This is a genomic window from Thiohalophilus sp., assembly GCF_034522235.1.
Classification (GTDB): Bacteria; Pseudomonadota; Gammaproteobacteria; order UBA6429; family Thiohalophilaceae; genus Thiohalophilus.
Map to the genome: position 1 here is coordinate 186,967 of NZ_JAXHLN010000002.1, position 26,331 is coordinate 213,297.

The 26,331-nt window shown below is 57.7% G+C and carries 38 protein-coding genes; 29 read left to right on the forward strand and 9 right to left on the reverse strand.

The features are described from left to right. Positions 1-87: 87 nt before the first annotated feature. Positions 88-1,257 (reverse strand): acetate/propionate family kinase, encoded by a 1,170-nt coding sequence (locus tag U5J94_RS01040; RefSeq protein ID WP_322563795.1) that lies wholly within the window; start codon positions 1,255-1,257, stop codon positions 88-90. A 99-nt stretch (positions 1,258-1,356) separates the two neighbouring features. Here U5J94_RS01040 and U5J94_RS01045 point away from each other — a divergent pair, with 99 nt between their 5' ends. After that, complete coding sequence (locus U5J94_RS01045) at positions 1,357-1,977, forward strand: DsbA family protein (RefSeq protein ID WP_322563796.1); 621 nt, start codon at positions 1,357-1,359, stop codon at positions 1,975-1,977. Between the two features lie 223 nt (positions 1,978-2,200). On the opposite strand, the gene U5J94_RS01050 is transcribed toward U5J94_RS01045, so the two are convergent. Next, positions 2,201-2,404, reverse strand: a complete 204-nt coding sequence (locus U5J94_RS01050) for a (2Fe-2S)-binding protein (RefSeq protein WP_322563797.1) — start codon at positions 2,402-2,404, stop codon at positions 2,201-2,203. A 214-nt stretch (positions 2,405-2,618) separates the two neighbouring features. On the opposite strand from U5J94_RS01050, the gene bfr (U5J94_RS01055) reads away from it, so the two are divergent. Continuing rightward, entirely contained in the window at positions 2,619-3,083 is a 465-nt protein-coding gene (bfr, locus tag U5J94_RS01055) for a bacterioferritin (RefSeq protein ID WP_322563798.1), read from the forward strand. Positions 3,084-3,107: 24 nt separating this feature from the next. Further along, positions 3,108-3,593, forward strand: coding sequence for a bacterioferritin (gene bfr, locus U5J94_RS01060; RefSeq protein ID WP_322563799.1), 486 nt, complete (start codon positions 3,108-3,110; stop codon positions 3,591-3,593). 218 nt (positions 3,594-3,811) lie between these two features. Here bfr (U5J94_RS01060) and U5J94_RS01065 read toward each other — a convergent pair whose 3' ends face one another. From U5J94_RS01065 to U5J94_RS01080, 4 genes are all read right to left on the reverse strand, one after another. After that, the gene (locus tag U5J94_RS01065) at positions 3,812-4,282 is read right to left on the reverse strand and encodes a Dps family protein (RefSeq protein WP_322563800.1); all 471 of its coding nucleotides are present in this window, start codon (positions 4,280-4,282) and stop codon (positions 3,812-3,814) included. A 225-nt stretch (positions 4,283-4,507) separates the two neighbouring features. Then, the gene (gene katG / locus U5J94_RS01070; protein ID WP_322563801.1) at positions 4,508-6,667 is read right to left on the reverse strand and encodes a catalase/peroxidase HPI; all 2,160 of its coding nucleotides are present in this window, start codon (positions 6,665-6,667) and stop codon (positions 4,508-4,510) included. A gap of 457 nt (positions 6,668-7,124) precedes the next feature. Continuing rightward, entirely contained in the window at positions 7,125-7,715 is a 591-nt protein-coding gene (locus U5J94_RS01075) for a glutathione S-transferase family protein (protein WP_416224140.1), read from the reverse strand. Positions 7,716-7,740: 25 nt separating this feature from the next. Then, a complete protein-coding gene (locus tag U5J94_RS01080; protein ID WP_322563803.1) occupies positions 7,741-7,935 on the reverse strand; it encodes a hypothetical protein in 195 nt (64 codons plus the stop codon). Between the two features lie 141 nt (positions 7,936-8,076). Here U5J94_RS01080 and U5J94_RS01085 point away from each other — a divergent pair, with 141 nt between their 5' ends. The 9 genes from U5J94_RS01085 to U5J94_RS01125 all read left to right on the forward strand — a co-directional run bounded on the left by U5J94_RS01085 (position 8,077) and on the right by U5J94_RS01125 (position 13,702). Next, on the forward strand, positions 8,077-8,472 hold the full coding sequence (locus U5J94_RS01085; protein ID WP_322563804.1) for a phosphate-starvation-inducible PsiE family protein: 396 nt from the start codon (positions 8,077-8,079) through the stop codon (positions 8,470-8,472). After that, a complete protein-coding gene (locus U5J94_RS01090) occupies positions 8,472-8,732 on the forward strand; it encodes a DUF2007 domain-containing protein (protein ID WP_322563805.1) in 261 nt (86 codons plus the stop codon). The genes U5J94_RS01085 and U5J94_RS01090 overlap by 1 nt, the downstream gene beginning before the upstream one ends. Before the next feature lie 24 nt (positions 8,733-8,756). Continuing rightward, on the forward strand, positions 8,757-9,200 hold the full coding sequence (locus tag U5J94_RS01095) for a DUF3617 domain-containing protein (protein ID WP_322563806.1): 444 nt from the start codon (positions 8,757-8,759) through the stop codon (positions 9,198-9,200). Positions 9,201-9,878: 678 nt separating this feature from the next. Further along, entirely contained in the window at positions 9,879-10,562 is a 684-nt protein-coding gene (locus U5J94_RS01100; protein WP_322563807.1) for a DUF2459 domain-containing protein, read from the forward strand. 259 nt (positions 10,563-10,821) lie between these two features. Continuing rightward, the gene (locus tag U5J94_RS01105) at positions 10,822-12,171 is read left to right on the forward strand and encodes a TrpB-like pyridoxal phosphate-dependent enzyme (protein ID WP_322563808.1); all 1,350 of its coding nucleotides are present in this window, start codon (positions 10,822-10,824) and stop codon (positions 12,169-12,171) included. A 118-nt stretch (positions 12,172-12,289) separates the two neighbouring features. Next, entirely contained in the window at positions 12,290-12,580 is a 291-nt protein-coding gene (locus U5J94_RS01110; protein ID WP_322563809.1) for a hypothetical protein, read from the forward strand. A 23-nt stretch (positions 12,581-12,603) separates the two neighbouring features. Continuing rightward, positions 12,604-13,068: a MerR family transcriptional regulator gene (locus tag U5J94_RS01115; protein ID WP_322563810.1), complete on the forward strand. Its 465-nt coding sequence runs from the start codon at positions 12,604-12,606 to the stop codon at positions 13,066-13,068. Beyond that, complete coding sequence (locus tag U5J94_RS01120; protein ID WP_322563811.1) at positions 12,950-13,225, forward strand: acyloxyacyl hydrolase; 276 nt, start codon at positions 12,950-12,952, stop codon at positions 13,223-13,225. The genes U5J94_RS01115 and U5J94_RS01120 overlap by 119 nt, the downstream gene beginning before the upstream one ends. A gap of 6 nt (positions 13,226-13,231) precedes the next feature. Then, entirely contained in the window at positions 13,232-13,702 is a 471-nt protein-coding gene (locus tag U5J94_RS01125) for a hypothetical protein (protein WP_322563812.1), read from the forward strand. Here the strand turns inward: U5J94_RS01125 and U5J94_RS01130 are convergent. Beyond that, positions 13,696-14,886, reverse strand: coding sequence for a diguanylate cyclase domain-containing protein (locus U5J94_RS01130; RefSeq protein WP_322563813.1), 1,191 nt, complete (start codon positions 14,884-14,886; stop codon positions 13,696-13,698). The two genes, U5J94_RS01125 and U5J94_RS01130, sit on opposite strands and share 7 nt — an antisense overlap. Positions 14,887-14,916: 30 nt before the next feature. Then, positions 14,917-15,516, reverse strand: a complete 600-nt coding sequence (locus U5J94_RS01135; protein ID WP_322563814.1) for a hypothetical protein — start codon at positions 15,514-15,516, stop codon at positions 14,917-14,919. A gap of 311 nt (positions 15,517-15,827) precedes the next feature. On the opposite strand from U5J94_RS01135, the gene U5J94_RS01140 reads away from it, so the two are divergent. Further along, the gene (locus U5J94_RS01140) at positions 15,828-16,193 is read left to right on the forward strand and encodes a TusE/DsrC/DsvC family sulfur relay protein (RefSeq protein ID WP_322563815.1); all 366 of its coding nucleotides are present in this window, start codon (positions 15,828-15,830) and stop codon (positions 16,191-16,193) included. 97 nt (positions 16,194-16,290) lie between these two features. Here the strand turns inward: U5J94_RS01140 and U5J94_RS01145 are convergent, their stop codons facing one another. Further along, positions 16,291-16,899: a BCCT family transporter gene (locus U5J94_RS01145; protein ID WP_322563816.1), complete on the reverse strand. Its 609-nt coding sequence runs from the start codon at positions 16,897-16,899 to the stop codon at positions 16,291-16,293. A 198-nt stretch (positions 16,900-17,097) separates the two neighbouring features. Between U5J94_RS01145 and U5J94_RS01150 the strand changes: the two genes are divergently transcribed. From U5J94_RS01150 to U5J94_RS01225, 16 genes are all read left to right on the forward strand, one after another. Continuing rightward, positions 17,098-17,898, forward strand: coding sequence for a DUF2189 domain-containing protein (locus U5J94_RS01150; protein ID WP_322563817.1), 801 nt, complete (start codon positions 17,098-17,100; stop codon positions 17,896-17,898). Positions 17,899-18,175: 277 nt separating this feature from the next. Continuing rightward, entirely contained in the window at positions 18,176-19,078 is a 903-nt protein-coding gene (locus tag U5J94_RS01155) for a patatin-like phospholipase family protein (protein WP_322563818.1), read from the forward strand. Positions 19,079-19,290: 212 nt separating this feature from the next. Then, complete coding sequence (locus U5J94_RS01160) at positions 19,291-20,103, forward strand: phospholipase A (protein ID WP_322563819.1); 813 nt, start codon at positions 19,291-19,293, stop codon at positions 20,101-20,103. Between the two features lie 384 nt (positions 20,104-20,487). After that, positions 20,488-20,622 carry a hypothetical protein gene (locus U5J94_RS01165; RefSeq protein ID WP_322563820.1) on the forward strand — a complete coding sequence of 45 codons (135 nt, stop codon included), beginning with the start codon at positions 20,488-20,490 and terminating at the stop codon, positions 20,620-20,622. 19 nt (positions 20,623-20,641) lie between these two features. Beyond that, entirely contained in the window at positions 20,642-20,845 is a 204-nt protein-coding gene (locus U5J94_RS01170) for a hypothetical protein (protein WP_322563821.1), read from the forward strand. Beyond that, a complete protein-coding gene (locus tag U5J94_RS01175; protein ID WP_322563822.1) occupies positions 20,838-21,194 on the forward strand; it encodes a hypothetical protein in 357 nt (118 codons plus the stop codon). The genes U5J94_RS01170 and U5J94_RS01175 overlap by 8 nt, the downstream gene beginning before the upstream one ends. A gap of 137 nt (positions 21,195-21,331) precedes the next feature. Then, a complete protein-coding gene (locus U5J94_RS01180; protein WP_322563823.1) occupies positions 21,332-21,601 on the forward strand; it encodes a hypothetical protein in 270 nt (89 codons plus the stop codon). A gap of 216 nt (positions 21,602-21,817) precedes the next feature. Then, positions 21,818-22,141 carry a PilZ domain-containing protein gene (locus tag U5J94_RS01185; RefSeq protein ID WP_322563824.1) on the forward strand — a complete coding sequence of 108 codons (324 nt, stop codon included), beginning with the start codon at positions 21,818-21,820 and terminating at the stop codon, positions 22,139-22,141. Positions 22,142-22,236: 95 nt separating this feature from the next. Further along, entirely contained in the window at positions 22,237-22,569 is a 333-nt protein-coding gene (locus tag U5J94_RS01190; protein WP_322563825.1) for a TraR/DksA family transcriptional regulator, read from the forward strand. A gap of 269 nt (positions 22,570-22,838) precedes the next feature. Then, positions 22,839-23,192: a PilZ domain-containing protein gene (locus tag U5J94_RS01195; RefSeq protein WP_322563826.1), complete on the forward strand. Its 354-nt coding sequence runs from the start codon at positions 22,839-22,841 to the stop codon at positions 23,190-23,192. A 71-nt stretch (positions 23,193-23,263) separates the two neighbouring features. Then, positions 23,264-23,725: a hypothetical protein gene (locus U5J94_RS01200; protein ID WP_322563827.1), complete on the forward strand. Its 462-nt coding sequence runs from the start codon at positions 23,264-23,266 to the stop codon at positions 23,723-23,725. A gap of 84 nt (positions 23,726-23,809) precedes the next feature. Further along, positions 23,810-24,091, forward strand: coding sequence for a PilZ domain-containing protein (locus U5J94_RS01205; RefSeq protein ID WP_322563828.1), 282 nt, complete (start codon positions 23,810-23,812; stop codon positions 24,089-24,091). A 67-nt stretch (positions 24,092-24,158) separates the two neighbouring features. Further along, on the forward strand, positions 24,159-24,614 hold the full coding sequence (locus tag U5J94_RS01210; protein ID WP_322563829.1) for a YcgN family cysteine cluster protein: 456 nt from the start codon (positions 24,159-24,161) through the stop codon (positions 24,612-24,614). Between the two features lie 64 nt (positions 24,615-24,678). After that, a complete protein-coding gene (locus U5J94_RS01215) occupies positions 24,679-25,371 on the forward strand; it encodes a hypothetical protein (RefSeq protein ID WP_322563830.1) in 693 nt (230 codons plus the stop codon). A gap of 171 nt (positions 25,372-25,542) precedes the next feature. Then, complete coding sequence (locus U5J94_RS01220; protein WP_322563831.1) at positions 25,543-26,025, forward strand: YajQ family cyclic di-GMP-binding protein; 483 nt, start codon at positions 25,543-25,545, stop codon at positions 26,023-26,025. Continuing rightward, on the forward strand, positions 26,018-26,224 hold the full coding sequence (locus U5J94_RS01225) for a DUF3565 domain-containing protein (RefSeq protein WP_322563832.1): 207 nt from the start codon (positions 26,018-26,020) through the stop codon (positions 26,222-26,224). The genes U5J94_RS01220 and U5J94_RS01225 overlap by 8 nt, the downstream gene beginning before the upstream one ends. Positions 26,225-26,331: the final 107 nt, after the last annotated feature.

The following is a 26,331-nucleotide window of genomic DNA, read 5'->3' on the forward strand; positions in this document are numbered from 1 at the left end:
ATAACGTAGCAAAGCGTCGTGACAGTTCTGGGAACCGGGACTGTCCCTGTTTAATTAGCTGAATCAGCCGGGCTTGCAAGTGCATTTTCAAGTGTTGATCCGCCGCCAGGTATGGCGTGCAATCATTTGCTCCTCGTCGGTGGGAATCACCCAGGCTGAGACAGGGCTTTCAGGCCGGCTGATTTGAACGTCGTGACGGGCGTTGGCCCCGGCATCCAGCTGCACGCCAAGCCATTCGCAGCCACGGCAGATCCGCTCGCGAATCGGGATGGCGTGCTCACCGATCCCCGCGGTGAACACCAGCGCATCCAGCCCGCCCAGTGCCGCGGCCAGTGAGCCGACAGCACGCACTGTATGATAGACAAACAGATCGAGCGCGAGTCTGGCATCGGGGTGCGTGCTTTCGAGCAGCGCGCGAACATCCGCGCTCTGGCCCGACACGCCGAGCAGACCGGCGCGGTGATTGAGCAGTTGTTCGATCTCATCGATCGACATGTTCATGCTCCGCTGCAGGTAAAACACCACACTGGGATCGAGCGCCCCGCTGCGGGTGGCCATGGGGATGCCGTCGAGGGGACTGAAGCTCATGGTAGTGGCGATACTGGCGCCATGCTGGAGCGCGCAGAGACTGACGCCGTGTCCCAGATGGGCCACCACCACCCGCCCGTCCGCCGCCGCACCAGAATGCGCCGGTAATGTCTCGGCGATGTATTCGTAGGACAGGCCGTGAAAGCCATAGCGGCAGATGCCGTGTTCGGTCAGTTCGCGTGGCAGCGCAAACAGTCTGGCGACTTCCGGTATGTTGTGGTGAAAGGCCGTATCGAAGCAGGCGACTTGAGGTAAGCGGGGATAGCTTTGCGCCAACAGTTTGATACCGAGCAGGTTATGTGGCTGATGCAGTGGTGCCAGAGAGGTCAGGTCATCGAGTTGTTGCAATACCCCGGGCGTTATCCGTACCGGCGTACTGAACTGCCTGCCGCCGTGTACCACGCGATGGCCGACGGCAGACAATGTGCGCTTGCCCATGATCTCTTCCATCCAGGCCAACAGATGTTGCAACGCCGTCGGGTGATCCGGTGTCTCGAGTCGACGTGCAATGTGTTCGCCATCCGGCTGGGTTGCCAGCAGGCGTGCCTGAGCGCTGCCGATGGCTTCCACCTGGCCTCGCCACAGCAGGTCCAGACTGTCTGCCGCCGTATAGAGGCCGAACTTGATGCTGGATGAGCCGGCGTTTAAGACCAGAATTGCCTGATTCACACTGAAAGTTATGCCTTTTTTTGCCTTTACTTTATATAGACAATAGCGTGCCCGGGAGAAAAGGGATAGAGGTGTTTGATTTCAGCGGCATTTATCAACATGCAGCGAGACGCAAGCTTATATTACATCTACGATCCCATGTGCAGCTGGTGCTGGGGATTGCGGCCGGTCTGGCAACAGGTCAAGGCGGCACTGCAGGATAAAGTGGATATCGTTTATGTGGCGGGTGGCCTGGCGCCGGATTCGGATGAACCGATGGAGCCGGAGATCGGCGACTATTTGCAAAAGACCTGGCAGCGGATCAGCGAGCAGTGCGGGGTGGAGTTCAACTTCGATTTCTGGACGCAGAACACGCCGGTGCGTTCTACCTATCCCTCCTGCCGGGCGGCGCTGGTGGCGCGGGAGTACGGCAGGGAAGTGGCCATGTATGAGCGTATCCAGCGCTTTTATTACCAGGAGGCGGGCAATCCGTCGGTGTATGCCAATTTATACGATCTGGGTGAGGAACTGGGCATCCCGCGCGAGACGTTTATCGAGCGCATCCACTCGCCAGAGATCGAACGCCAGCTGCAGGCTGATATCGCGTTGGCCGAAAGTCTGGGCGTGCGCGGTTATCCCTCGCTGGTGCTGAAAGTGGGCGAGACGCCACATTTTATTCGCCACAGCTATACGGACGCGGCAACCAATCTGCAAATGATCGAAGCCCTGCTGCCGGTGTGATTCGGCATTGGATCATTGAAAGCATAAACCGGATCCGTCGCGTTGCTGCTTGAGCCGGGCGACGCGGGATTCAGAATTACCGCGTCGGTAGTAATGTTTTAATTTCCGGAATGATTGCGCGTGCTGTTGCGCAGCATGTCCCAGCGCCGCTGGCGGGCATTGGGCGTGCGGAGAAGCAGGAAGTTTTTCAACAGTTTGTGGAGCTGTTTTTTCATCGCAGCGATCAGCCGAAGGCGGCAACCGGTTCCAGGGCGGCCCACTGGTCGGCCAGGGCGTCGTCCATTACCTGTTTGGCGCAATCCCGGCAGCGGCCACAGCAGGTGGACACCCGGGTTTGCTGTTGCAGTTCCGTAAAGGAGTCGACCCCGTTTTGCACGGCCTTGCGGATTGTCCGGTCGGTGACGGCATGGCAGACACACACGTACATGATGGATTCACCTCGTTTTCCGGTTGCCTGTATCGTAATGAGAATGATTGTTATTCTCTATCTTTTTTCGTCTTTTGTCTAGTTTCATTTTATAAATAGAATCAATGACTTAGCTGGATTCCGCGCTGCCGATGAACTATAATCAGCAGCACTAACAAGCCAATCCCCTCCGGGACCAGCCAGTTACCGATATCTACTCAGGCGGAGGAATTCCATGAAAGGTGATAACAAGACGTTGCAGCAGCTCAACGGCGTGCTGAAGGATCAGCTCACGGCCATCAACCAGTTCTTTTTGCATGCGCGTATGCTGAAAAACTGGGGCCTCGATGAGTTAAACGAACAGACATACAAACGCTCGATCAAGGCCATGAAGCTGGCTGACGAGATTATCGAGCGCATCCTGTTTCTGGAGGGGCTGCCGAATTTGCAGGACCTGGGCAAATTACTGATTGGCGAGAATGTGCCGGAACTCCTGGCCAATGATCTCAAACTGCAGACGGAGATTGCCGGGCGGCTGCAGGCGGCCATCGCCCATTGCGAATCCGTGCAGGACTTTATCAGCCGCGAGGAACTCGAAGAGCTGCTGGAAGAGACCGAGGAACATATCGACTGGCTGGAATCCCAGCAGTGGTTAATCGACAACGCCGGCCTGCAGAATTATCTGCAGTCGCAAATGTAAGCACCGTTCGGCAAGGAGAAGACAATGAAAGGTAGCGACAAAGTCATCAAGCAACTACAGAAACTGCTGCGCGGTGAACTGGCGGCCCGCGATCAGTATTTTACCCATTCGCGGATGTACGAGGACTGGGGGCTGAACAAACTCTACGAGCGCATCAATCATGAAATGGAAGAGGAAACGCAACATGCCGATGCGTTGATCAAGCGTATTCTGTTTCTGGAAGGTACCCCGGATCTGTCCAAACAGGATGGCCAGCGTATCGGCAAGACTGTCCCCGAGATGCTGAAAAACGATCTCGATGTGGAATATGGGGTCACGGCCGCCCTGAAAGAAGCCATAAACGTGTGCGAGCAGGAAAAGGATTATCAGAGCCGCGAGATTCTGGAAGTGCTGCTCAAGGATACCGAGGAAGACCACGCCTACTGGCTGGAGAAACAGCTGGGCCTGATCGACAAAATCGGTTTGCAGAATTATCTGCAATCACAGATGGCTTCTGGCGCCTCGGAATAGGGTTTTTCACTTCATGAATCAAAAGGGCGGTCGAAAGGCCGCCTTTTTTTATGAAGCCAGAAAGAAATTTCTAATACCGGTCCAAAGAGATTGCTTCGTCATTTTATTCCTCGCAATGACCCCGCTGTTTACGGTCATTGCGGGAATAACAGCAAGCATTCAAGTCGCACGGATCCGTCGCGTTGCGCCTTGATCCGGGCGACGGGGGTGCGGGATTGTTACTGGATCGCGCGCAGCATCCAGGCGGTTTTTTCGTGGATGCGCATGCGATCGGAGATCAGCGCGGCGCTGGATTCGTCGTCCGCGTCCTGGGCTTTGGCCAGCGCCTCGCGGCAGGTTTTTACTACCTGTTCATGGCCGCGGGTGAGGATCTCGACCATCTCTTTGGCCTCGGGCACGCCATCGACTTCTTTTATCGCACTCAGCTCGGCGAAGGCCTTGTAGGTGCCCGGCGCCGGCACATCCAGGGTGCGAATGCGTTCGGCGATTTCATCCACGGCGGTGGCCAGTTCGGTGTAATGTTCCTCGAACATCAGGTGCAGTTCGCGAAACTGCGGGCCGGTGACGTTCCAGTGAAAGTTGTGGGTCTGTAAATACAACGTATAGGAATCGGCGAGCAGGCGCTTGAGCCCTTGCGCGATGTTGTTGCGGTCCTTCTCGTTGATGCCGATATCGATGGCGGTTGTCATGTTTGCTCCTTATTTGTTCGGTTAATGTCGTGTTACACACAAGTAATGCCGGAAAGCGGCGGTTCCCGGCACCGGCTTATTCTGCAGGTCACGCTGGCGTTAGCCTGCGTGACACCCTGCCGATGCGCAGAATGTCAGGTAGCGCTGCGCGCAACCTGACCTACGCTTCTAACGGTGTCGGAAACCGGAGTTTTCCGACACGTTTGATTGCCAGATCAGGCCAAATCAATCCAGATCGAAGCGATCCGCGTCCATCACTTTGCTCCAGGCTTTGATGAAGTCGTTGACGAATTTCTGGTGGTTGTCGTCCTGGGCATAGACTTCCGCATAGGCGCGCAGGATGGCATTGGAGCCGAAGACCAGATCCACCCGGCTCGCGGTCCACCTGACCTTGTCGGTCGCGCGGTCGCGGACTTCGTACAGGCCCTTGCCGGCCGGCTTCCAGGTGTTGTTCATGTCGGTCAGGTTGACGAAAAAGTCATTGGTCAACTGGCCTTCGCGATCGGTGAACGTCCCGTGTTGGCTGCCGCCGTGATTGGTGCCCAGCATCCGCATGCCGCCGACCAGCACGGTCATCTCGGGGGCGGTGAGGCCCATCAGCTGGGTGCGATCGAGCATCAGTTCTTCGGCACTGACCACATAGTCCTTCATCAGCCAGTTGCGATAGCCGTCATGCAACGGTTCCATGAACTCGAAGGACTCCGCATCGGTCATCTCGTCCGTGGCATCGCCGCGGCCGGGCGAGAAGGGGACGTTCACCTCGACGCCGGCCGCTCTGGCGGCCTGTTCGACACCGACATTGCCGGCCAGCACGATCACATCCGCGACGCTGGTGCCGGTTTCGCTGGCGATGGGTTCCAGCACATCCAGGACCTTGCGCAGCCGTTTGGGTTCGTTACCTTCCCAGTCCTTCTGCGGGGCCAGACGGAGGCGCGCGCCGTTGGCGCCACCGCGTTTGTCCGAACCGCGGAAGGTGCGGGCGCTGTCCCAGGCGGTGGCGATCATCTCGCCGATAGCCAGGCCGCTGTTGGCGATCTTCTCTTTCACGGCCTTCACATCGTAGTCGCGCTTGCCGGCGGGGACCGGGTCCTGCCAGATCAGATCCTCGGTCGGTACGTCGGGGCCGATGTAACGGGCCTTCGGTCCCATGTCACGGTGGGTCAGCTTGAACCAGGCCCGTGCAAAGGCGTCCTTGAAGGCCTCGGGATCGGCGCGGAACTTGTCCATGATCTTGCGATACTCGGGATCCATCTTCATGGCCATGTCGGCGTCGGTCATGATCGGTTTGCGCCGGATGGAAGGATCTTCCACATCCACCGGCATGTCTTGTTCCTTGATGTCGACCGGTTCCCACTGCCAGGCGCCGGCGGGACTCTTCTTTGACGCCCACTCATGATCGAGCAGCATGTCGAAGTAACCCATATCAAACTTCGTCGGATCCGTCGTCCAGGCGCCCTCGATACCACTGGTGACCGTGTCACGCCCGATACCGCGTTGGGTGTGATTGTTCCAGCCCAGACCCTGTTCCTCGACATCGGCGGCTTCGGGTTCCGGGCCGAGCAGAGTGGCATCGCCGTTGCCGTGGCATTTGCCCACGGTGTGACCGCCGGCGGTCAGGGCGACGGTTTCCTCGTCATTCATGGCCATGCGTTCAAAGGTGACGCGTACATCATGGGCGGTCTTGAGCGGGTCCGGGTTGCCGTCCACACCTTCGGGGTTAACGTAGATCAGCCCCATCATCACCGCGGCCAGCGGATTTTCCAGATCCCGCTCGCCGGAATAGCGGCTGTTGGGGTTGTCGGTGGGGGCGAGCCATTCCTTCTCGGAGCCCCAGTAGGTGTCCTTTTCCGGATGCCAGATATCTTCGCGGCCGAAACCGAAGCCGAAGGTTTTCAGACCCATGGATTCATAGGCAATGGTGCCCGCATAGGTAATCAGGTCGGCCCAGCTGAGCTGGTTGCCGTATTTCTTTTTGACAGGCCAGAGCAGGCGACGGGCCTTGTCCAGGTTGGCGTTATCCGGCCAGGAGTTGATCGGCGCAAAGCGCTGGTTGCCGGTCCCGGCACCGCCGCGGCCGTCGGCGATACGATAGGTCCCGGCCGCATGCCAGGACAGGCGGATCATCAGCCCGCCATAGTGCCCCCAGTCCGACGGCCACCACGCCTGGCTGCCGGTCATCAGCGCGTGCAGATCTTTTTTGAGCGCGTCGAAGTCGAGTTTTTGGACCTCGTCGCGATAGTTGAAGTCTCCGCCCATCGGGTCGGTCTTGGTGTCGTGTTGATGCAGAATGTCGAGGTTCAGGGCTTTGGGCCACCATTCCATGTTCGACATGCCGGTCTCCGTGGCGCCGCCGTGCATTACCGGGCACTTGGTTATGTCATCCATCGTCTTCTCCTTGCGTTGCGCAGTATTCGGTTTGGCCCCGGTATGTCGGGGACATGTTCAACTTTAGGCAAGAACCTGCAGCCGCGAAAATCGTTTGTGTCGATACCGTCGATAGCGCGTGACTATCGCGTTGCTAAATGGTTTGCTCGCGGCTCGATTTATCGGTTAACACGATCCTGCTTGATCTGTTGGATACCGTTAATGTTGCGATCGGGTTTCAGTTATCGCGTCAGAGTGTTGTGTGACGTTGTGTCGATAACACGTTTTTGACTGAGGCAGCGTGCAAACCCGCCTGAACAGGCAGTAAAATCATGCCTATTGAACGGGTCGAACGCGCCTGAGTGGGTCGTGTTTTGACATCTGTCAGATAAAGTGTAGTTTAGATTCAGTCTAAATCAATGGAGCGGGATCAGATTAAACCGGACTGGCCGGGTGCGGGTCGCTCCGATCAGGCGGATCATTCGACCATCGGCACCCAGCCGGGAATGGCTTCAACCCGTTGCAGCCAGGCGCGTATCGCCGGATAGTCTGCCAGGGAGATACGAGCCTCGTCGGCGAGGGCGACGTAGGGGTAGCAGGCGAGGTCGGCGATGGTCGGGTGGTCCTCCGCCAGCCAGTCGTGTTCAGCCAGCTGCTGCTCCAGCGTATCCAGCCCCGGTTTGGCGTCGCGGTGGCACTGTTCCAGATCGAAGGGTTTGTTGAAGCGCAGGGTCACCCGGGCGCGGGCCAGGCCGTAGAGCAGTTCGTTTTCCGATACGGCAAGCCACTGCATGACCCGCGCCTCACCCAGGGCATCGATCGGCAGCCAGCGTTCATCAGCGTAACGCCGGGCCAGGTAAACCAGGATCGCCATGGAATCCCAGATCAGCGTCTCGCCCTCCACCAGCACCGGGATCTGCCCGCGCGGGTTAAGGCGTTTGAATTCGGGGGTCTGGGTCTCGCCGCTGCTGCTGTCGGTGGGGATGCGCGCATAGTCCAGTTTCAGCATGGACAGCAGCAGGCGCACCTTGTAGCAGTTGCCGGAACGATCGAAGTCGTAGAGTTTCAGGTTTGGCATGATTCGGTTCCCTGATTCAAACGTCGCGCGGCAGGATGAGGATCATCAAAATGGCGAAGACGATCAGGCCGATGAAGGCGTAAAGGAAGCGCTTTTTGGCCGGGGCGGCGAGCCGCTCCTGCTCGGCCGGGGTCGGGGTGCGGCAGTGGGGGCAGTAGTTCTGCGCCTCGTCGAAGACGTGGCCGCAATGTTGGCAGGTGGTGTCAGGCATATAACAGAACATACTTGATCCGGGCCGTTTTGTCAGTAAGGTGGTTGTTTACCGGCCTGTGCCGGTCGAATACGATGTATGCTGTGGTTTTCTGGTCAGCCTTCACCTGAAGAGGGAGGGGATACTTGAGTGGGGCACGCGATGAAGAAACTGAAAATTGTCACGGGCGAGTCGCTGGATCTGTTGCAGGAGATCGGCCTGGTGCTGATTGCGCTGGCAACGATCATTGCCTTCGGTATCGAGATCGGGACAATGGTGGAGGTCCGCGCGGTGACGCTGGCGGATCTGCTGCTGATGTTCATCTATCTCGAGGTGCTGGCGATGGTGGGGATCTATCTCAAGTCGGGCAAACTGCCGATCCGCATCCCGCTGTATATCGCCATCATCGCCCTGGCTCGTTACATGGTGCTGGACATGAAGGCGATGGAATCCTGGCGTATGCTGGCGGTGGCCGGTTCGGCGCTGGTCATCGCACTGACGGTGCTGGTGATCCGCTTCGGGCACGTCCGCTATCCCTATGAATCGGACAGCAGCTGATGGTTATCATCTATACCGCCAATGATTATATCGAGGGCAACCTGGTCAAAGGATTGCTGGAGTCGCAGGGCATTGATACCTACGTCAACGGCGAGTACCTGCAGGGCGGGATCGGCGAGCTGATGCCGATGGGCCACATCAAGCTGAGCGTGGACGATGAAGACGAGTCGGCGGCGCGGCGGATTATCGAACGCTATGAAAATGGCGAGTTTCAGATCGGGGATAATGAGGATGTGTCGTCCCCGGATTCACAGCTATAACAGATAAAATGCAAGGAGGAGACAATGTTAATGAAAAAGAGTTTTGTTGCGCTGGGTATGCTGGTTGCCGTGCTGAGTCAGCCGGTCCACGGACAGGATTACAATATCCAGCCCGGGATGTGGGAGATGACCTACAAGATGGACGTCAGCGGTATGCCGGAGAATATGGCGTCGATGATGCAAAAGGAGCCGCGGACCAAACGGGAGTGCGTGACCAAAGATGATATCAGCTTCAAGCCCGAGGATATGGAAAAGGGGTGTACGTTTAACAAAACCTCGGATTCAGCGAGCAAGGTCGTCTGGGAGATCGAGTGCAACACAGAGCATGGCTCCTCCTCCGGGCATGGCGAAGTGAACTTTCACGGTACAAGCTCCGATGGCTGGTTCGAGATGAATGTCCAGGCCGGGCCGATGGGCGAAATGCAGATGCGCAACACCTTCGAAGGTAAGCGGGTCGGTGACTGCTGATCGGGGGTTCATCGCGCTGTCATCCCGGCGAGCCGGAATGACAGGTGGTGCAACATTATTCAAGAAGTGATGCAGTGGCGATGTCTTGCCACTTATCCTTCGCGCTTGAAAAGCGCTCCCACCAGCCCTTCGGGCAGGGAAAAGGCGAAGTGCCAAGTGCGGGTCATTGATTTTATCGAGGGACCTGTGTGAGGCGCTTTCAGCGGCGACGCCTTGCTACTTGTCTTTCGCGCTTGGGTCGCTCACGGCATCCATGCCTTCTGCGACATTAGTACATCCATGTACGTCAAAGCGCTCCCACAAGTCCTTCGGCCAGGAATATGGTGAAGCCCTGACCGCTCCATATATCGACCATCGATTTTTGACGCGGAGTTCGCAGAGGCGCGGAGGAAGCCTGTATTTGTTTAACAAACTGCGTCGACTTTACCGACAGTTTGCGCCTCCGCGACTTCGTGCCCGCCGCGTTATTTTCCCGCGACCTGCACGAGGTAAACGAGGAGCTCCTGCTTCGGTTCAAGGAGGTGTCACGTAGGCTATCGCCAACGTGACCTACGAGACTTTGATTATTCATTCTTCGTGTCTTCGCGCCTTCGTGGTGAGATCTTTTCCTCGCCCCTCGCCCCTCGCCCCTCGCCCCTCGCCCCTCGCCCCCGGGACCGGTTCTGATATGATGGATTGATGAACAACGTACCGGCATGGTGGCGACGGGCTCTGGCGTGGCTGTGGCCGCTCGCATCCACCCTGTGGATGGCGGCCTGCGCGGCGCCGCCCGGGGGGCTGTTCCCGCCGGCGGAGGACGAGCCGGTGGTGCCGATCTGGCTGGTGAGTCACGGCTGGCATGCGGGGATTGTGATTGAGCGCGCGGCAATCCCGTCGGGTCTGCTGCCCGAACAGGCAGACTTTCCCGAGGCGCGTTATCTGGAAATCGGCTGGGGCGATCGCGCTTACTACATGCACCCGGATCCGCACTGGGGCATCCTGCTCAAGGCGGGGTTATGGCCGACCGCCAGCGTGTTGCATGTGACGGGGCTCCGTGATGCACCCCAACGCGCTTTTCCGCACAGCACGATCATCCGGATCGCTACCGGCCGCGAAGGGTTTGAACAGCTGTGCCAGCATCTCGATGCCCGCTTTGCGCGAAACGGGGAGCCGGCCCGCGCACTGCAGGCGGGGTTGTACGGCGACAGCCGCTTTTACCCGTCCACGGACAGTTATCACCTGTTCAACACTTGCAATGTGTGGACCACCCGGGTCCTGCACGCGGCGGGTTGCCCTGTTACTCCGGCCTTCAATATCACTGTCGACAGCTTGTTATCCAGCGTTGCCGCAACCTGCGGCGAAAGAGTAACGAGGCCCGAGTAACGAGCGACGAGTTGTGTAGGGTGCGTTCCACGCATCCTTTCCCTGTTCCGGTAAATGTCGGTGTGTGGAACGCACCCTATGACTTTGACCATTCATTCTTCGAGTCTTCGAGTCTTCGCGCCTTCGTGGTTCAGGCTTTTCTCGTCCCCCGCCCTTTCAGTCCATCAGGGCATCGGGTACTATTTTCCGCTACTACAAGCCGGAACCACCGGTGGCCCTTGAGAATGCCTGTCCTTGATTGACCGAAAAGGGGATAACCATGCAAACCAAGATCCTGCTCGATGAATCCGAGATCCCGACACAGTGGTACAACGTGGTCGCGGATATGCCCAACGCGCCATTGCCGCCGTTGGGACCCGACGGTCAGCCGATCGGCCCCGATGCGCTGAGTGCGATTTTCCCCATGTCGCTGATCGAGCAGGAGGTGAGCGACCAGCGCTGGATCGACATCCCCGAGCCGGTACGCGAGGTGTATCAGCTGTGGCGGCCCTCGCCGCTGTACCGCGCCCACCAGCTGGAGGCGGCGCTGGGGACCCCGGCGAAGATCTATTACAAGTACGAGGGCGTCAGCCCGGCCGGCTCGCACAAGCCCAACACCGCCGTGGCCCAGGCCTATTACAACCGTGAGGCGGGCATCCGCCGGCTGGCCACCGAGACCGGGGCCGGGCAGTGGGGCTCGTCGCTGGCGATGGTGGGGCAGAAGTTCGGCATCGAGGTGCGGGTGTATATGGTGAAGGTGAGCTACGAGCAGAAGCCGTTTCGCCGCTCGATGATGCAGACCTGGGGCGCCGAGGTGCTGCCCAGCCCGACCGATCAGACCGCGGCGGGGCGCCAGATCCTGGCCCAGGATCCGAACTCGCCCGGGTCGCTGGGCATCGCCATCTCCGAGGCGGTGGAAGAGGCCGCCTCGCGCGAGGACACCAACTACGCGCTGGGCTCGGTGCTCAATCACGTGCTGCTGCACCAGACGGTGATTGGTCTGGAGGCCAAAAAGCAGTTCGAGAAGGTGGGCGATTATCCGGACATGGTTTTCGCCCCCTGCGGCGGCGGCTCCAACTTCGGCGGCGCGGCCTTCCCGTTCTTCGCCGACAAGGCGGCCGGCAAGCCGGTGCGGCTGGTGGCGGTGGAGCCGGCCTCCTGCCCGACCCTGACCCGCGGCCACTACGCCTATGACTTCGGCGACTCGATCGGCCTGACCCCGCTGATGAAGATGTACACCCTGGGCCACGACTTCGTGCCGCCGGGCATTCACGCCGGCGGGTTGCGCTATCACGGTGACTCGGCGCTGGTCTCGCAGCTTTATAATGAAGGGCTGATCGAGGCGGTGGCGGTACCGCAGCTGGCCACCTTCGAGGCCGGGGTGCAGTTCGCCCGCGCCGAGGGCATCATTCCCGCCCCCGAGTCCAATCACGCCATCCGCGCGGTGATCGACGCGGCCAACCGCTGCAAGGAAAGCGGCGAGGCGAAGACCCTGTTCTTCAACCTCTCCGGCCACGGCCACTTCGACATGGCCTCCTACGACAAGTATTTCAGCGGCGAGCTGGAGGATTTCGAGTACCCGGCCGACGCCATCGACCAGGCGTTGCACCACCTGCCCAGGGTGGGCTGAAGGTCCTTCCGCTGGGCTGGCTGTCCGCTTGACGGCCGGTCTGCCTGGTCTGGTTTTAGGCTTTACACGACCCGTCAGGTGCGGGTCCCCAGACCTGCATTGATCAGGGAGAGATACCATGTTCCTGCTCGAATACCGAACGCTGGCCTGGTGGTACTGGCTGGTGACAGTGGGATTTCTCAGCGCCGGGGTGTTGGGCTGGACCCCGGGATTTCATGTCGCCATCGGTATTACCGTGTTCCAGTTGCTCCACTTTCTGTTGCGCGAGGGCCGTCTTGCCGCCTTTCCGGTGCAGGTGCGCCTCGGTTATCTGCTGCTGGTCAGTTATGATGTCGATGTGGCCGATTCGGGTCGCCTGCTCCAACAGGTCGAGTCCGGCGGGTACACGGCGCAACTGGTCGGCATGTAATTGGGTAGCGTCCGGCAGCTGCGATGAACTATAAAATCGGCGAGCTGGCCGAGCGGTTCGGGACCACGGTACGCACGATTCGCTATTATGAAGAGGCGCGCCTGTTGGAACCGTTGCGCAGCAGCGGCGGCACCCGGCTGTATACCGAGCGGCATCGGGCACGGCTGCAGGCGATCCTCGAGCTGGCCGACAGCGGCTTTTCGCTGGAGGCGATTGGCCAGGTGGTGCATGCCAGAGCGCAATGCCGAACGGGCGAGGAGGGCCGGCGCGTCGTGTCGGCCCGCCTGGCGGCTGTTGGGCAGACGATTGCCGGGCGCATTGCCGATCTGACCCGGTTGCAGAACCGACTCAGCGAGGCGGAGGCCCTGCTTGAACAGTGTCGCGGATGCCGCAACCGACCGTCTTCGCAGGGCTGTCCCGCCTGCCCGCTCAAGCAGCAGCGCGAAGACAGGGTGCTGCTCAATCTCATCTGGGATCAGGACGACTAGAAGTCGTGTCCAGTTCGAGGACCAGTTCGGCATTGGCTGGCAAAATGCGCGCCATGCTGTGGGCCTGGTGTATATGCACTACTCCAACGGCGGCTTCGATAAACCCAATCACGGCATCGATCTGGTACTCTTTTCCTATAGTCTGACACTGGATTAAGTCGCAATGACCGAACTGCCCCGACGATTCACCAAGACCGCGTTTGTGTTTTTGATCCTCGGTTTGCTGCTCGGCGGCTGGATGTTGCTGCGCCGCGAGTTATATGGTGAATGGCCGCATCCCTATCTGATCTCGGCCCATACGCACATCATGTTCGTCGGCTTTGTGATGTTCATGATCCTTGGGGTGGCGACCTGGCTGTTTCCCAAGCCGTCGCACGATGATCCCCGTTACCGCGACTCGCGAATCAAACAGGTCTACTGGTTGTTATTAATCGGTACGCTATTGCGTTCTGGCGGCGAGCTGGGGCGCGGTATTGATGATGCGACGCTGCTGGTGTGGTGTATTCTGGGTGGTGGAGCGGCCCAGTTGCTGGCCATACTATTTTATATATGGACCATGTGGTTTCGCATTCGCACCACCACCGGCTACAAGCGGCAGCGGGTTTCGCGCGGGGTGCTACGCGACGATCAGTGAGCGCTGGCGTGAATGATACGGTTTTTGCCGGCCCGCTTGGCGCTGTAGCAGGCGTGATCGGCCTGTTTGAGCAGGTGTTGAAAGTCCTCGAGCTGTTCGTCGAAGCCGGCGATACCGATGCTGCAACCCTCGTTGCGAATCGTCTGGCTGTTATACGTGATCGTGCAGTTGTTGATGCTGGAGCGGACGCATTCGGCAATGGCCCCGGCCTTCTGTGGCGTGCAGTTTTCCAGCAGAATGGCGAACTCATCCCCGCCGATGCGCGCCAGAGTATCGTTCTTGCGGATGCAGGGCTCGATGCACTGGGCGATGGCGCGCAAAAAATCGTCACCCAGAAAGTGGCCGTAGGTGTCATTGATGGGCTTGAAGTTGTCCAGATCAATATAGACCAGCACGTGCTGCGGTTCGGGCGGATGATCGCCGCTGATTAACTGATTGACCCGATGCTCCAGAAAACGGCGGTTCCAGATATTGGTCAGGGGATCGTGGGTGGCATCCCAGCTGAGCAGTTCCGCGCGATCGATCAGCCGGGTTTCGATGCGCTGCAGGCGACGCAGGGCATGAATCATCAGCAGGGTGGTCAGCAGGGCCAGGACGGCGGCGACAACAATAATGATACGCAGGGAGTTCTCAAAGTCCCTGTTCGCCGCCTGGCGCGCCTGTTCGGCGTTGTCACGTACCAGCCGGTTGAGTCTGTCGAAGCCCTGCCACAGCTCATTTTCCATCGGCATATCTTCATGCATGATGTCGTGCAAAACCCGATCGTCCCCGCCTTCGTAGATACGCTGAACGATATTCTCCTGCAGGGGCTGGGTTTCGCCGATCAGGGCCAGACAGCGATCCAGCTCGGCCTGTTCATCGGCGGCCAGCGGCAGCTCCCGCAGACGTTTACGCAGCACAATGAACTCCGGCGCCAGCCGGTGAAAACGCATGTATTGCTCGTCGATATACCAGGGATCGTTGGACAGATGCATGTTTAGCATGGTCAGCGAACGATCGCGCACAATGCGCGACATCTGGGTGATGATGTCGAGCTTGTGGTTGTGGTTTTCATTGATCGACGACAGGCTGGTATTCAGCCGATCAAAATAGAACAGGTTGACGATAACCAGTATGAGGATGAACAGCAGAACAACCGCGGCGTTGATGACGATGATCTGTTTGGATTCCAGCTTTTTGCGCATGCTGAATACTTGATTAAAAAGTTTGGGTTATTATTGGGGTAACCGCTTATTATAATCTCTTTCAGGGTCTGATGTGCGCATTATTTCATCAGCGCGTGATCGTGCTGACGGCCAGTACCGGCTGCCGTTGAGGGGGAAGAGGATCGGGGGATGCGGGATGGCAGGAACAGCAGCCTCACGCCAAGCAGGATGCCGTAGGCGGCCCCGTAAATGAGCAGCAGGTATCCCAGGCTCTGTTGATCGCCGATGCCGTAGCTGACGCAGTAACGCTCCGGGGCCTGCAGGTAAAGCCAGCCGAGACGCAACAGGGTAGACCTGAAACTCGATGCGTTCGCCGACCCGGGCCCGATCGTCGCTCAGGGTCCAACTCCACTGGCGGGCGCTGGCTTCCACCACCCGATCCACGTCGGCCCCGGCCTGCAGCTGGTGGGGCCAGGGCAACAGGGTGGTGGCGGTGATGACGACGCCGGCGGCCAGGGCTACCGCAAACAGCTTGCTGCGCGGGCGATAGGCGCGGCGCGCCACCTCGGTGGCGTCGCCGCTGTCACGGGAGCGGCGTAATACAGTGATAAAGATCGCACTGAGTAACAGGATAAGAACAAGCGAGGTATACCAGGCAATCGACTGCATCGGGAACGCCGGATCAGGTTTTAATATAGTATTTAATATACTACATTAAAATGTTGCAGCGCTGCTATCAACTATTCGCCCGGACAGGGGCTGGACTGGTTAAATGATAAACAATCGGGAGCGGTGAGCGCGTGCCGCGCTTGTTCTGAATCGGCATTTAGATTTTTCAATGCAATTATTCAGCCCGGCTGTAGGATTTAGCGCTAACTGAAATTTCAACTAGACTTGAAATATGAAGTGTTGATTTTTATTTCTGAGTAAAAGATTCAGACAAGCTTCCCTGAATGATGTACGCGCAAGGAGAAACGGTAATGAACGACATGACCAATAAAGAGAAACGGGAAAATGTTCTCGGCATTCATGATGACGAGGGTATGGAGAATTTTCGGGCCTGGAACGAGAGCCAGGCTGAAGAGACCGCCAAAGAGCTCGGCATTAGCCTGACCGACGATCACTGGAAGGTGATCAAATTCATGCGTGTGCACTACGAAAACAACGGTCAGTTGCAGCATGCCCGGGAACTGACCGAGGCGCTTAACGAACGCTTCGAGGACGAGGGCGGTTCGCGCTGGCTGTATCGACTGTTTCCCAACGGTCCCGTCAATCAGGGAACCCGCATCGCCGGGGTGCCGGCGCCGGGGGACGTGGCCGATCCCCACTTTGGTTCGGTGCAGTAATACCGGGCCTTTCCCCGTATCCGGCAAACCGGTCCGCCCCTGTTCCGGCCGGAACAGGGGCGGTTTGACGTTGCGCACCCCGATCTTTTATCGCCTCTCAGGAGGGCGATTTGCGCGGGTCGGGAACGCCGTCGCTGTGCTTATCGATTCGCAAGGATTTGAGCAGGCCATAACTGGCCAGCAGGAGCAGCAGCGCCATGGGCAGGCCGCGCCGGAAATGGTAATAGGCCAGGGACAGACCGAAGACAATATAAATGGCCCAGGGATGCAGTCCCCAGTGAAAGAAGCTGATGCGCATGGCCTCGCTCAACGCTTCGGTGGTGCGTCCTTCGCCCATGGGCGGGGAGAGATAGTGGGTCATCGGTTCGGCGACACCCCAGAACACCAGACCGGTTCCCATGCCGGCACTGAACAACATGGTGAACCAGGCAAAATTGCTGAATTCCGGGCGGTCCCGTTTTTCGCCCAGACGGATTCGCCCGTAGGGGCTGAGGCTCAAACCGATGACAAACACCAGCAGCACACTGGCGGTGAGAATGTAAAACCAGCCGAACCGGTTCACCAGAAACGTTTGCACCGATTCAAACAGCGCCATCGCCTGCGGGGTGAACAGGGTGCCGAACAGGACAAACGCGATGACCAGCGTCGCCGATCCGAGAAATACCGTCGGCTGCATTGCCTTGAGCAAAGCGGGACGTTTTGTCACTTGTCGCGTCGCCCGGTGAAAAGTGAAGGCACAGAATAATGCCCTGATTGCATGCTGTACACCCGCCCGCCAGCATGCCCGGCGGTTGACCTTGGTCTCCCTTGCGGTCATATTTTACTGGTAGCTGCACGGCGAACTGTCAGCTTTATTGACTATGAACAATCGTAAAGCAGTTTTCTCCCCAGTAAGGAGACAGGCATGACTTCGACACCGTCGCCCGACGAGCCCGAGATCAATCCGGACGAACTGCCGTTTGTCGCACCGTGCCGCCAGCTGGATGCGCTGGCGCCGTTACGCTGGTTGGAACTGGGCTGGCGGGATTTGCGCCGGGCACCGGGGCCGAGTCTCAGTTACGGCGTGGCGGTGCTGGCGATCAGTTACGGGATCAGCGCGATTGCCTGGCATTACGGCAGTGTTTATCTGCTACTGGCGATGTTGTCGGGGTTTATTTTCATCGGCCCGGTGATGGCGGTAGGGCTCTATTCCATCAGTCGTCAGTTGCAGGCCGAACGCCAGCCGGTGCTGGGTTATTGTTTGCGCGAGGGACGCCGGCATCTGGGTAATCTGCTCGTGTTTGCGGTGATCCTGCTGGTGGTGTTTCTGGTCTGGGCGCGGGCCGCCTCCATGGTGCATGTCTTTTTCCCGATGGATGCCGATCCGGAGCTGACCGACTTTGCCCTGTTTCTGGGGGTGGGGACGGTGGTGGGGACCCTCTTCGCCGCGGTGATCTTTTGTGCCAGCGCCTTTTCCCTGCCGATGTTGCTGGATCGCCGCGCGGATACGGTGACGGCGGTATTGACGAGTATCAATGCGGTGTTACGCAACAAGCCGGCCATGTTGTTCTGGGCGGCGCTGATTGTGGCAATCGTCCTGGCCGGGTTTGCCACGGGCTTGCTGGGGCTGGCGCTGGGGATGCCGGTGGTCGGTCACGCGACCTGGCATGCTTATCAGGAGACCATCGATGCCTCGGCCTGGCCAAGGAACGAGCCGGTGGTTTAAATCGCTGTCTGACCGGCGTACAGAATTGAGTATGCCGGAAAACATTGTCATTATCCGTGATGTATCAATCACGTATCCCCGGAATATCTGCATAGATGAGTAGCGGGCCGGCGGCGCCTGAAAGCCATGGAAACCGGGGTGCGGCAGCCGCAATCGGATCTGTATTTTACAGGTATCATGGCGCATGATGGCGGGGTGGTGAAAGCGGTGAGGGGATGCGGGTTGCCCCGGTACTGCCGCACTACTTGTCCCATTATGAACACGGGTAAATGACCCTATGACTGACCGCAATCGGGAACTCTCCCTGGCCCTGGGTAGCGGCGGCGCACGCGGATTGGCCCAGATCGGGGTGATTCGCTGGCTGGAGAAAAACAGCGATTATCGCATCAAGTCGATCGCCGGCTCCTCGATGGGGGCGCTGATCGGCGGCATTTATGCCGCTGGCAAGCTGGATCTGTACGAGGAATGGGTTAGCCAGCTCAGCAAGTACGACGTGGTGCGGCTGCTCGATTTTGCCTTCAGTCGCAGCGGCTTGTTCAGCGGCGAACGGATCATGCAAAAACTCAAAGAAATGCTGGGGGATATCAATATCGAGGATCTGCCCATTACCTTCACCGCCGTGGCCACCGATATCGAATCCGGGCGCGAGGTGTGGCTGAACCACGGCTCGCTGTTCGAGGCCATTCGCGCCTCCATCGCCATCCCGACTGTCTTTACACCGGTTAAACGCAATGGCCGTCTGCTGGTCGATGGCGGGCTGCTTAATCCGGTGCCAATCGCGCCGACCCTGCGCGACAGTACCGGCATGACCATCGCGGTCAGTCTCAGCGGGCGCAGCGAGGAAGCACTCGAACAAAAGGTGGCCGAATTCGAACAAGGAGAAAACAAGCAAAACAGTTATCGCCGGGCCATCACTCAATTTATCGAGGGGGTACAGGAGAAGCTGGGGCTGAGCGATGAACCGGCACCGGAGTTCGACGTGTTCGATATCGTATCCCGCTCCCTTGAGTCGATGCAAAACAGTATTGCCCGTTTTCGTATCGCCGCCTATAACCCCGATCATCTGATTGAAATCCCGGTCAATGCCTGCAGCATGTTCGAATTCTATCGGGCGCAGGAAATGATCGATCTGGGTTATGAGCGAGCCGACAGGCTACTGCAGGATATCCGCCGTTCCTGACAGTGCCTTGTAGCGGTGTTTATCTGAACAATATTTACGATTGAATCATGCTTTCCACTCCGATGCTTTCTGAGCGAAGACTCCCGGTGGTTGAGAAGGACAGGATAGTGTCGTCATCTGACAAACGAAATCGCCGGACGGTCTGCGGATTGCTCTGTCTGTGTTGTCTGCTGCCGGGTCTGGGCGGTGCTGCAGAGGTGAATGGGGCCGGGGTGCAAGACACATCCGGTGAACAGGTGTCGGCGCTGGAAGAGCGAAGCCGGATCGAACGCGAGACCCGTTTTCAACCCTTTGTGCTGACACCACATAAACCCAATTATATTTTGCCATTGACTTATAACAGTCATCCCAATCAGGCTCCGTTTGATCAGGCCGAAGACGGCAGCCTTGAGAAGACCGAAGCCAAGTTCCAGATCAGCATCAAGATACCGCTTACCGATGAGCTGTTTGGTGACAGTTCAACCCTGTACGCGGCCTATACCAGTCAGTCCTATTGGCAGGCCTATAATCACGACCATTCGCGCCCGTTTCGCGAGACCAATCATGAGCCGGAGCTGTTCTTCGCAATACAGAATGATTGGCGGTGGGTCGGGTTCACCAACCGGCTTATGTTTTTCGGTATCAGTCATCAATCCAACGGGCAAAGCGGCAGCCTGTCACGCAGCTGGAATCGTCTGTATGCCGATTTTATCTTCGAACGGGGTGATTTTTATCTCAGCATCAAACCCTGGTTGCGGATTACGGCCCCGGATGAACAGGACGATAATCCGGACATCGAGGATTATATGGGCAATGGCGAGGCCCGTCTGGTATATGCCTCGAAGAAGCATACGCTATCGTTGATGTTGCGCAATAATCTGCAAGCGGATAACCGGGGCGCTGTTGAACTGAACTGGAGTTTTCCCATGAGCCGTCGGGCGAAATGGTTTATTCAGTATTTTGACGGTTATGGGGAAAGCCTGATCGACTACGATGCACGGGTTAAACGCCTGGGTGTTGGTATTGCCCTGACGGACTGGCTTTAAAACAAGTACTTAGTACTTAGTACTTAGTACTCAGCTGGGCTTCTGGGAAATAACGCGGAGGACGCAGAGTCGCGGAGGCGCAGAGTGTATTTGTGTTGGCACATTCTCTGACTTGTAAAGGGTTCTCTGCGTCTTTGCGCCTCTGCGAACTCCGCGTTAAAAATCGGTGCCAGACAAAAGTGGCGCAGGTTACGCGGGCGATAGCCTGCGTGACACACCTTGAATCGAAGCATTTAAAACAAGTACTTAGTGCTCAGAACTTCATTCCGAGTCCGCAATTGGCGCCGGATAGTGAAGTGGCATTTTGGCTATTATCGTTGATAGAGTTGTCAGCACAAGGCGAAAAACGGGCCAACTGTCAGGTAAATTTATCAGGAGGAAAGAATGAGAACATGGCGACACGGTGTCTGCCTGGCGGGCGCACTCCTGCTGGCGGCGTTGCCGCTTCAGGCCAACGATGCGGACTGTGCGGCAAAAGGCATCGCCAGTGTGCAGGAAAGACTGGATTTCATCGAGTAACCTGTCCGGGAGGTATCGTGTGATATTTGCCAGAATGCTGACCCTGATCGGTAGTGTGATCGCCCTGTTCGGGTTATGGAAGTTTATTGCGCCGTTGATTTACTCAAATATCGGTACCGACTTCATGCAGGGTGTCATCTCCCTGGTTCTCGGTGGTATGCTGGCGTTGATCGGTCGGCAACTTGAGCGCCGGCAAGGCGACGGGGCGGGAAGTAATGAGTGACCGGGTCGAAGGTTATATCTGCTTTTATACTGATCACATCGCCGATGAGTTTGTTTCCATCGATGATGTGCGCTTCATGGCACTTGATAAAATCCTGTCAACAATCCAGAGCGGTTTGCTGGGTTATCCGCGCAATCTTCTCGGCATTATTGACGAGAAAGGCAATACGCTGCAGTTTTTTGTTCAACCCGATGGGACGATCGAGATGAACCTTTCCGTCCCGGAAGAATTCGGCTCCTACGTCAGACAAATGGAACAGCTTGAGTGCTATACCCTGCTCAAGCGGGGTTGTCGATATATTGAGGAGATTCCCGTCGACGAGGCTGAATTTACGGGCTGGTTTGAATAAAAGGCGACACTCTGTCCCGACGTCCATGGCCTGCGACTGCTGGTGCCGGATTGGTGGCAATTTTATGCCATGCGGACTATTCTGAATCAAGTGCGTAAGTATCCGGGTTTCAGGCCATAATCCACGGGAGGTGGCAAATGAAACAGGAACGTCGTCAGTTTATCCGCCAGCCCGCAGTGGCCGATGTTCGCCTGTACCACCCGACGTTGGGCTGTGTCCCGGCGCGGATCGAGGAATGGTCGCCGGCGGCGGTTCGCCTCTGTGCCGAGATCGGCCGAAACAACGGCCACGATTTCGGTGAGGCGCCGTTTCAGCTGGGCGCGGACTCCATGGATGTTCTATTTACCATGCAGCTGGTACGTCGAAGCGGCAGCGGCCTGATACTGCAGTTTGTCGAAGAAGGTTAAACCGTCGCAGGTGACAGGCGATAGCCGCAACTCGCCGTCCGGCAGGATTTAATTTTTTCGTCTTATTGCCGATAGTCCTGGCAAGGGAGACTGACTCGGCGCGCCGTGATGTTGCACTATATCACACATTATTCGTGTGTATAAACGGCGAGCGGAGACGTCTCAAGGCGAGGATAAACAACAACAAGCAAATCCGGATCCGCAGGGGAACAGGGCATGAAAGAGCGCCGCTACTTCAAGCGCAAACTGGTCAATGCGCGCGTTAAACTTTATCACCCCAATTTTGATGCCGTAGAAGGTACTACCCGGGACATTTCCGATGGGGGGGTGTTCGTGATGACGGACACCACCTTGCCGCTGGGAGAGGGCGAGTATCTGAAAATGATTCTGCCCCAATCCCGTTCGCCGGATATCGTCTTTAACATGCAGCTGGTTCGGATCGAGTCTGATGGTCTTGGACTGATGTTCCTCGATTATGAATCCGGGGGGCAGCGTGGCACCATGCAGGAGCTGCGCAGCAGCATGAAGAAAAAAAATTAACCACTGCGCATTCCGCCGTCGGCGGCCTTGATTCGGAGCGGGGTTGTGACTTACGGTAAGTTCAGGCTCCTCGACCCGATAAGGAATGATCCACGATGTCCGACTATGCGGAATACCGCCAGGCCCTGCTTGCCAAACGCCGTGAACTGCTCGAGCGGGTTACCGCGATAGCTGATGATAAACAGCGTCCGGCCAGCGCGGACTCGGAAGAACAGGCCGTCGAGCTGGAAAACGAGGAAGTGCTCTCGGCGCTGGATGAAGAGGCGCGGGCGATCCTCAGTCAGATCGATCAGGCCCTGCAACGCATGGAACAGGGTGAATATGGTTTGTGTCGTGCCTGCGGCAAGCCTATTGCCCCGGCACGGCTGAAGGCGATTCCCCAGGCTGCCCTGTGCATCGACTGTGCCGGCAAGCAGGAGTCGGGCTGAGCCGCTCCGCGTTCAGGAGGCTCCGCCGGTGCTGGATTTTGTGCTCGAACACCTCGAAGGGGTCATTATTGTGGCATTGGCGGTATTGCTGGTGCTGCTGATCGTGATGACCGCCCGCCCCAACCGGGATTGATTCGCGGATGGCCATACAATGATCCGAAGAAAACGTCGGGTCTGGCCTTGGGCTTTGCCCCAACTCACGATAAGATCAGCCACAAAATAACCAAAATGATCATGTCAGGAATAAGGCTTGCGGGGTTTGACGAGGAATGATTGCCAGACTCTCCTCTTATTTTGATATACGCGAGAAGCGTAGCCAGTTCCGTAAGCCAAGGTCGGCCCGGGTCAAGATCAGTCATTCCACCTTCGGTGTCATTCATGCCACAACGCGGGATATCTCTGATACCGGCGTCTTCGTCGAGCTGCGTCATCGGCTCCGGCTGCCCATCGGGGCCCATATCAAGCTGCAGTTTCTGGATTCCGCCCGCCCCGAGATCGCCTTTAATATGAAAGTGATTCGCGAAAACGACGAGGGGGTTGCCCTGTCGTTTGTCGATTTTGAGCTGGACGGTCAGCGTTACAAAATGGACGAGTTACGCCATCATTGGTCGCCGCCACGCTGATCCGGCTAAAGGCCCTTCTGGGCAGGTGAATCGTCGGGTACACCGTATTTGTTTATTCTCAGGAGAAAAACATGTCGCAACTGAACAGCCGAATTGGGATGGGGTCCCTGGTGGTGTGTTTAATGCTGCCGCTGCTGGGCGGCTGCCAGGGTACTGGCGGCAGTGTGGGGGTGGATTGGGGCGAGCCGGCCCCGCCGCCGCCCGAGTCCCGGCCCATGCCGCCAGCACACGCGCCGGCTCATGGTCGACGGGCGCAGCAGCGGGAATATCGCTACTACCCGCGCAGTGGGATCTATTTTGACAACGGTCGCGGGGTCTATTTTTACTACAGTGACGGGCGCTGGCAGGTCTCCGCCGAGTTGCCACGCCGTTTCCGGGTGCGTCTGGGCGATTATGTGACCGTGGAAGCGGACGTCGAGAGGCCCTACCGCGATTACCCCAAACACCGCGCCAAATATCCGCCGGGCCTGCGCAAGAAGGGCCCGGATCACCCGGGCAACAAACACCGGGGTTATCCGGGCCAGGACGATTGACCGGGTTCGGCGCAGGGATGGCCGCGAAAATGGTCTATCCTGTAAGTATATCTCACAGACAGCCGTTGTCCGGAGGAGGTTCCCATGGAAAAGCGACAGCATCGACGTATTCCGTTTCGGCGCTCTGTGCACCTGTTGAGCTCCCGGGGGGAGGATGAACAGATTCTGGAATCCGCGGATTTCTCTCTCAGTGGGATGGCCATGGTCAGCCAGCGACCGGTACGTGTGGGTGAGAAAGTCTGGCTACGGTTCGAGGTCAATACCCTGGGCGATCCCCGCGAACTGAACGTGCAGGCCGAAATCCGGTATGTGGATCTGGCGGCGAACAGCTACCGGGTCGGGGTCAGTTTCCTCGAACCGCGTTGATCCATGCTGCAGGTCGAGCACGATACGCACTGGAACCGTGGTTGCATTCTCAATGTCTTTTTAAGTCATGGCTGATTTCTGGCGCCACAAGACCCTGGCGCAGTTGAACGCCGGGGAATGGGAATCCCTGTGTGATCGCTGTGGTCGTTGCTGCCTGCTCAAGCTGGAGGATGAGGACAACGGGGATCTCTATTTCACCAATATTAGCTGCCGACACCTGCAGCAGCCGGATTGTCGGTGCACGTGTTACCCGACCCGGACCCGGCAGGTTCCCGAATGCCTGGAGCTGACGCCTGACAGCCTGCCTGCATTGATCGATCACCTGCCCGCCAGTTGTGCCTATAAGCGTCTCTACCAGGGCCTGCCCTTGCCGCCCTGGCACCCGCTGATCAGTGCGGACCCGGCATCGGCGGAGTGGGCGGGTATCAGCGTGAGCGGTAAAGTGATCAGTGAGGACTACATTCATCCGGAGCAGTACCCGGAACATATTATTCAATGGTACAACTGGCAGGGCGAAGAGTAGCCGCCGGGAATTAACCCGCGTCGGTGAACAATACCGCGCAGACGGACAACAACATGAGGTTTGTATGAACTATTCCCCCGGATTTTATTTTAGACGCTTCGTGGGGCTGGTGATCGCATTATTGCTGTCATGGCTGATCACTTCCGTGGCGGACGGGCGCAGTTATCCTGTTGCCTGGACCTATATCAGCCTGTTTGTGTTGACAGGCCTATTTACCTTTGTTGCCCGGGGCACCTACATGTGGATTGTTGCGGTGTGGGTCGGGGCGATGCTGTTGGTGGTGTTCGGGCCACGGGACTATCCGGGTGATCGCTGGCTGGGCGCCGTTATTATCGGTGTACAGTATCTGTCGGCGGTTCTGACCGGTGGGCTGCTGGGGCAGTGGCTGCGTTATCAACTGGCCCGCCGCCGGGGCGAGACGCTGCCGCTGTTGCCGACCGCGCATATACTGCTGGTCTCGGGTCTGTTTCTGTTGTTGTTACCCTTGCTGGCATTTTGGATGCTGGCCAGCGTCGTTATCCAGAATGAGTCACTGGCCACGATTTTAATGTTTATTCCCGGACATACGCCGTTTTTGTTACCGGCACTACTGACCGGTGTTTTGTGTGGCTACTGGGTCAAACAGCTCGCTGCCGATCCGGCGGATCGACGCTGGGCGGGACTATTGATGGTACTGTCCGTGATGCTGATTATCGTGTCGCTGTTGTTGCGATTTATCTTCGGGTACCTGGAGTGGCACGGCACTTTACCTGCCTGATTGTTAACCGCGTATTGTGCAGAATCGGGGCTTTGGGTTGACACGGTTCTAATTCCGGTTTGTCGTTGCGTCATGGATCCGGGCCCTGGATCCGATGGGGTGGACCCGGACTCAGTGACTCCATACAATCCCTGTTTCCCTCGCAGGATAGAAAACGATAAAGGAGCCTCTATGCCGAGTTTTGACGTCGTATCTGAAATCGATATGCACGAGGTCACCAATGCGGTGGACCAGGCCAATCGTGAAGTGACCACCCGCTTTGACTTCAAGGGCAGCGGGGCAAAGTTCGAGATGAATGACAAGGTAATCACCTTGCATGGCGAAGCTGACTTTCAGCTCAAACAGATGCAGGATATTCTTCGTACCAAGATCAGCCGGCGCGGCATCGATCTCGATTGCCTGGAGTCCGGTTCAGTGGAACATGCCGGCAAACAGGTTCGGCAGAATGTTACCCTGCGAGAAGGCATCGATCAGGCGCTGGCCAAGAAGATCGTCAAACTGATCAAGGACAGCAAGCTCAAGGTCCAGGCTCAGGTTCAGGGGGAACAGGTGCGGGTTACCGGTAAAAAGCGCGATGATTTACAGTCGGTCATGGCCCTGTTGAAAAATGCGGAGCTGGAACTGCCACTGCAGTTTACCAATTTCCGTGACTGAAGAAGTCCACATCACCGGCTTTGTGCAGGACGAGGAGGGAGACTGGATCGCTGAGCTCTCCTGCGGCCATCGTCGGCACGTGCGTCACCGCCCGCCGTGGCAGAATCGACCCTGGGTAATGAGCGCGGCGGGGCGCGAGAAAATGCTGGGTTATCGGCTGATCTGTCGGGAATGCCAAAAGAATATCGACAAGTTCTAATATAAAGTCAATTCAATTATTTGCTTTAAGAACTTCGTCTAGAAGGTGAAAAAACATGGCTAACCGGATGAGATAAATTTTCCGATCCGGACTTGCAAGGGCTGGAG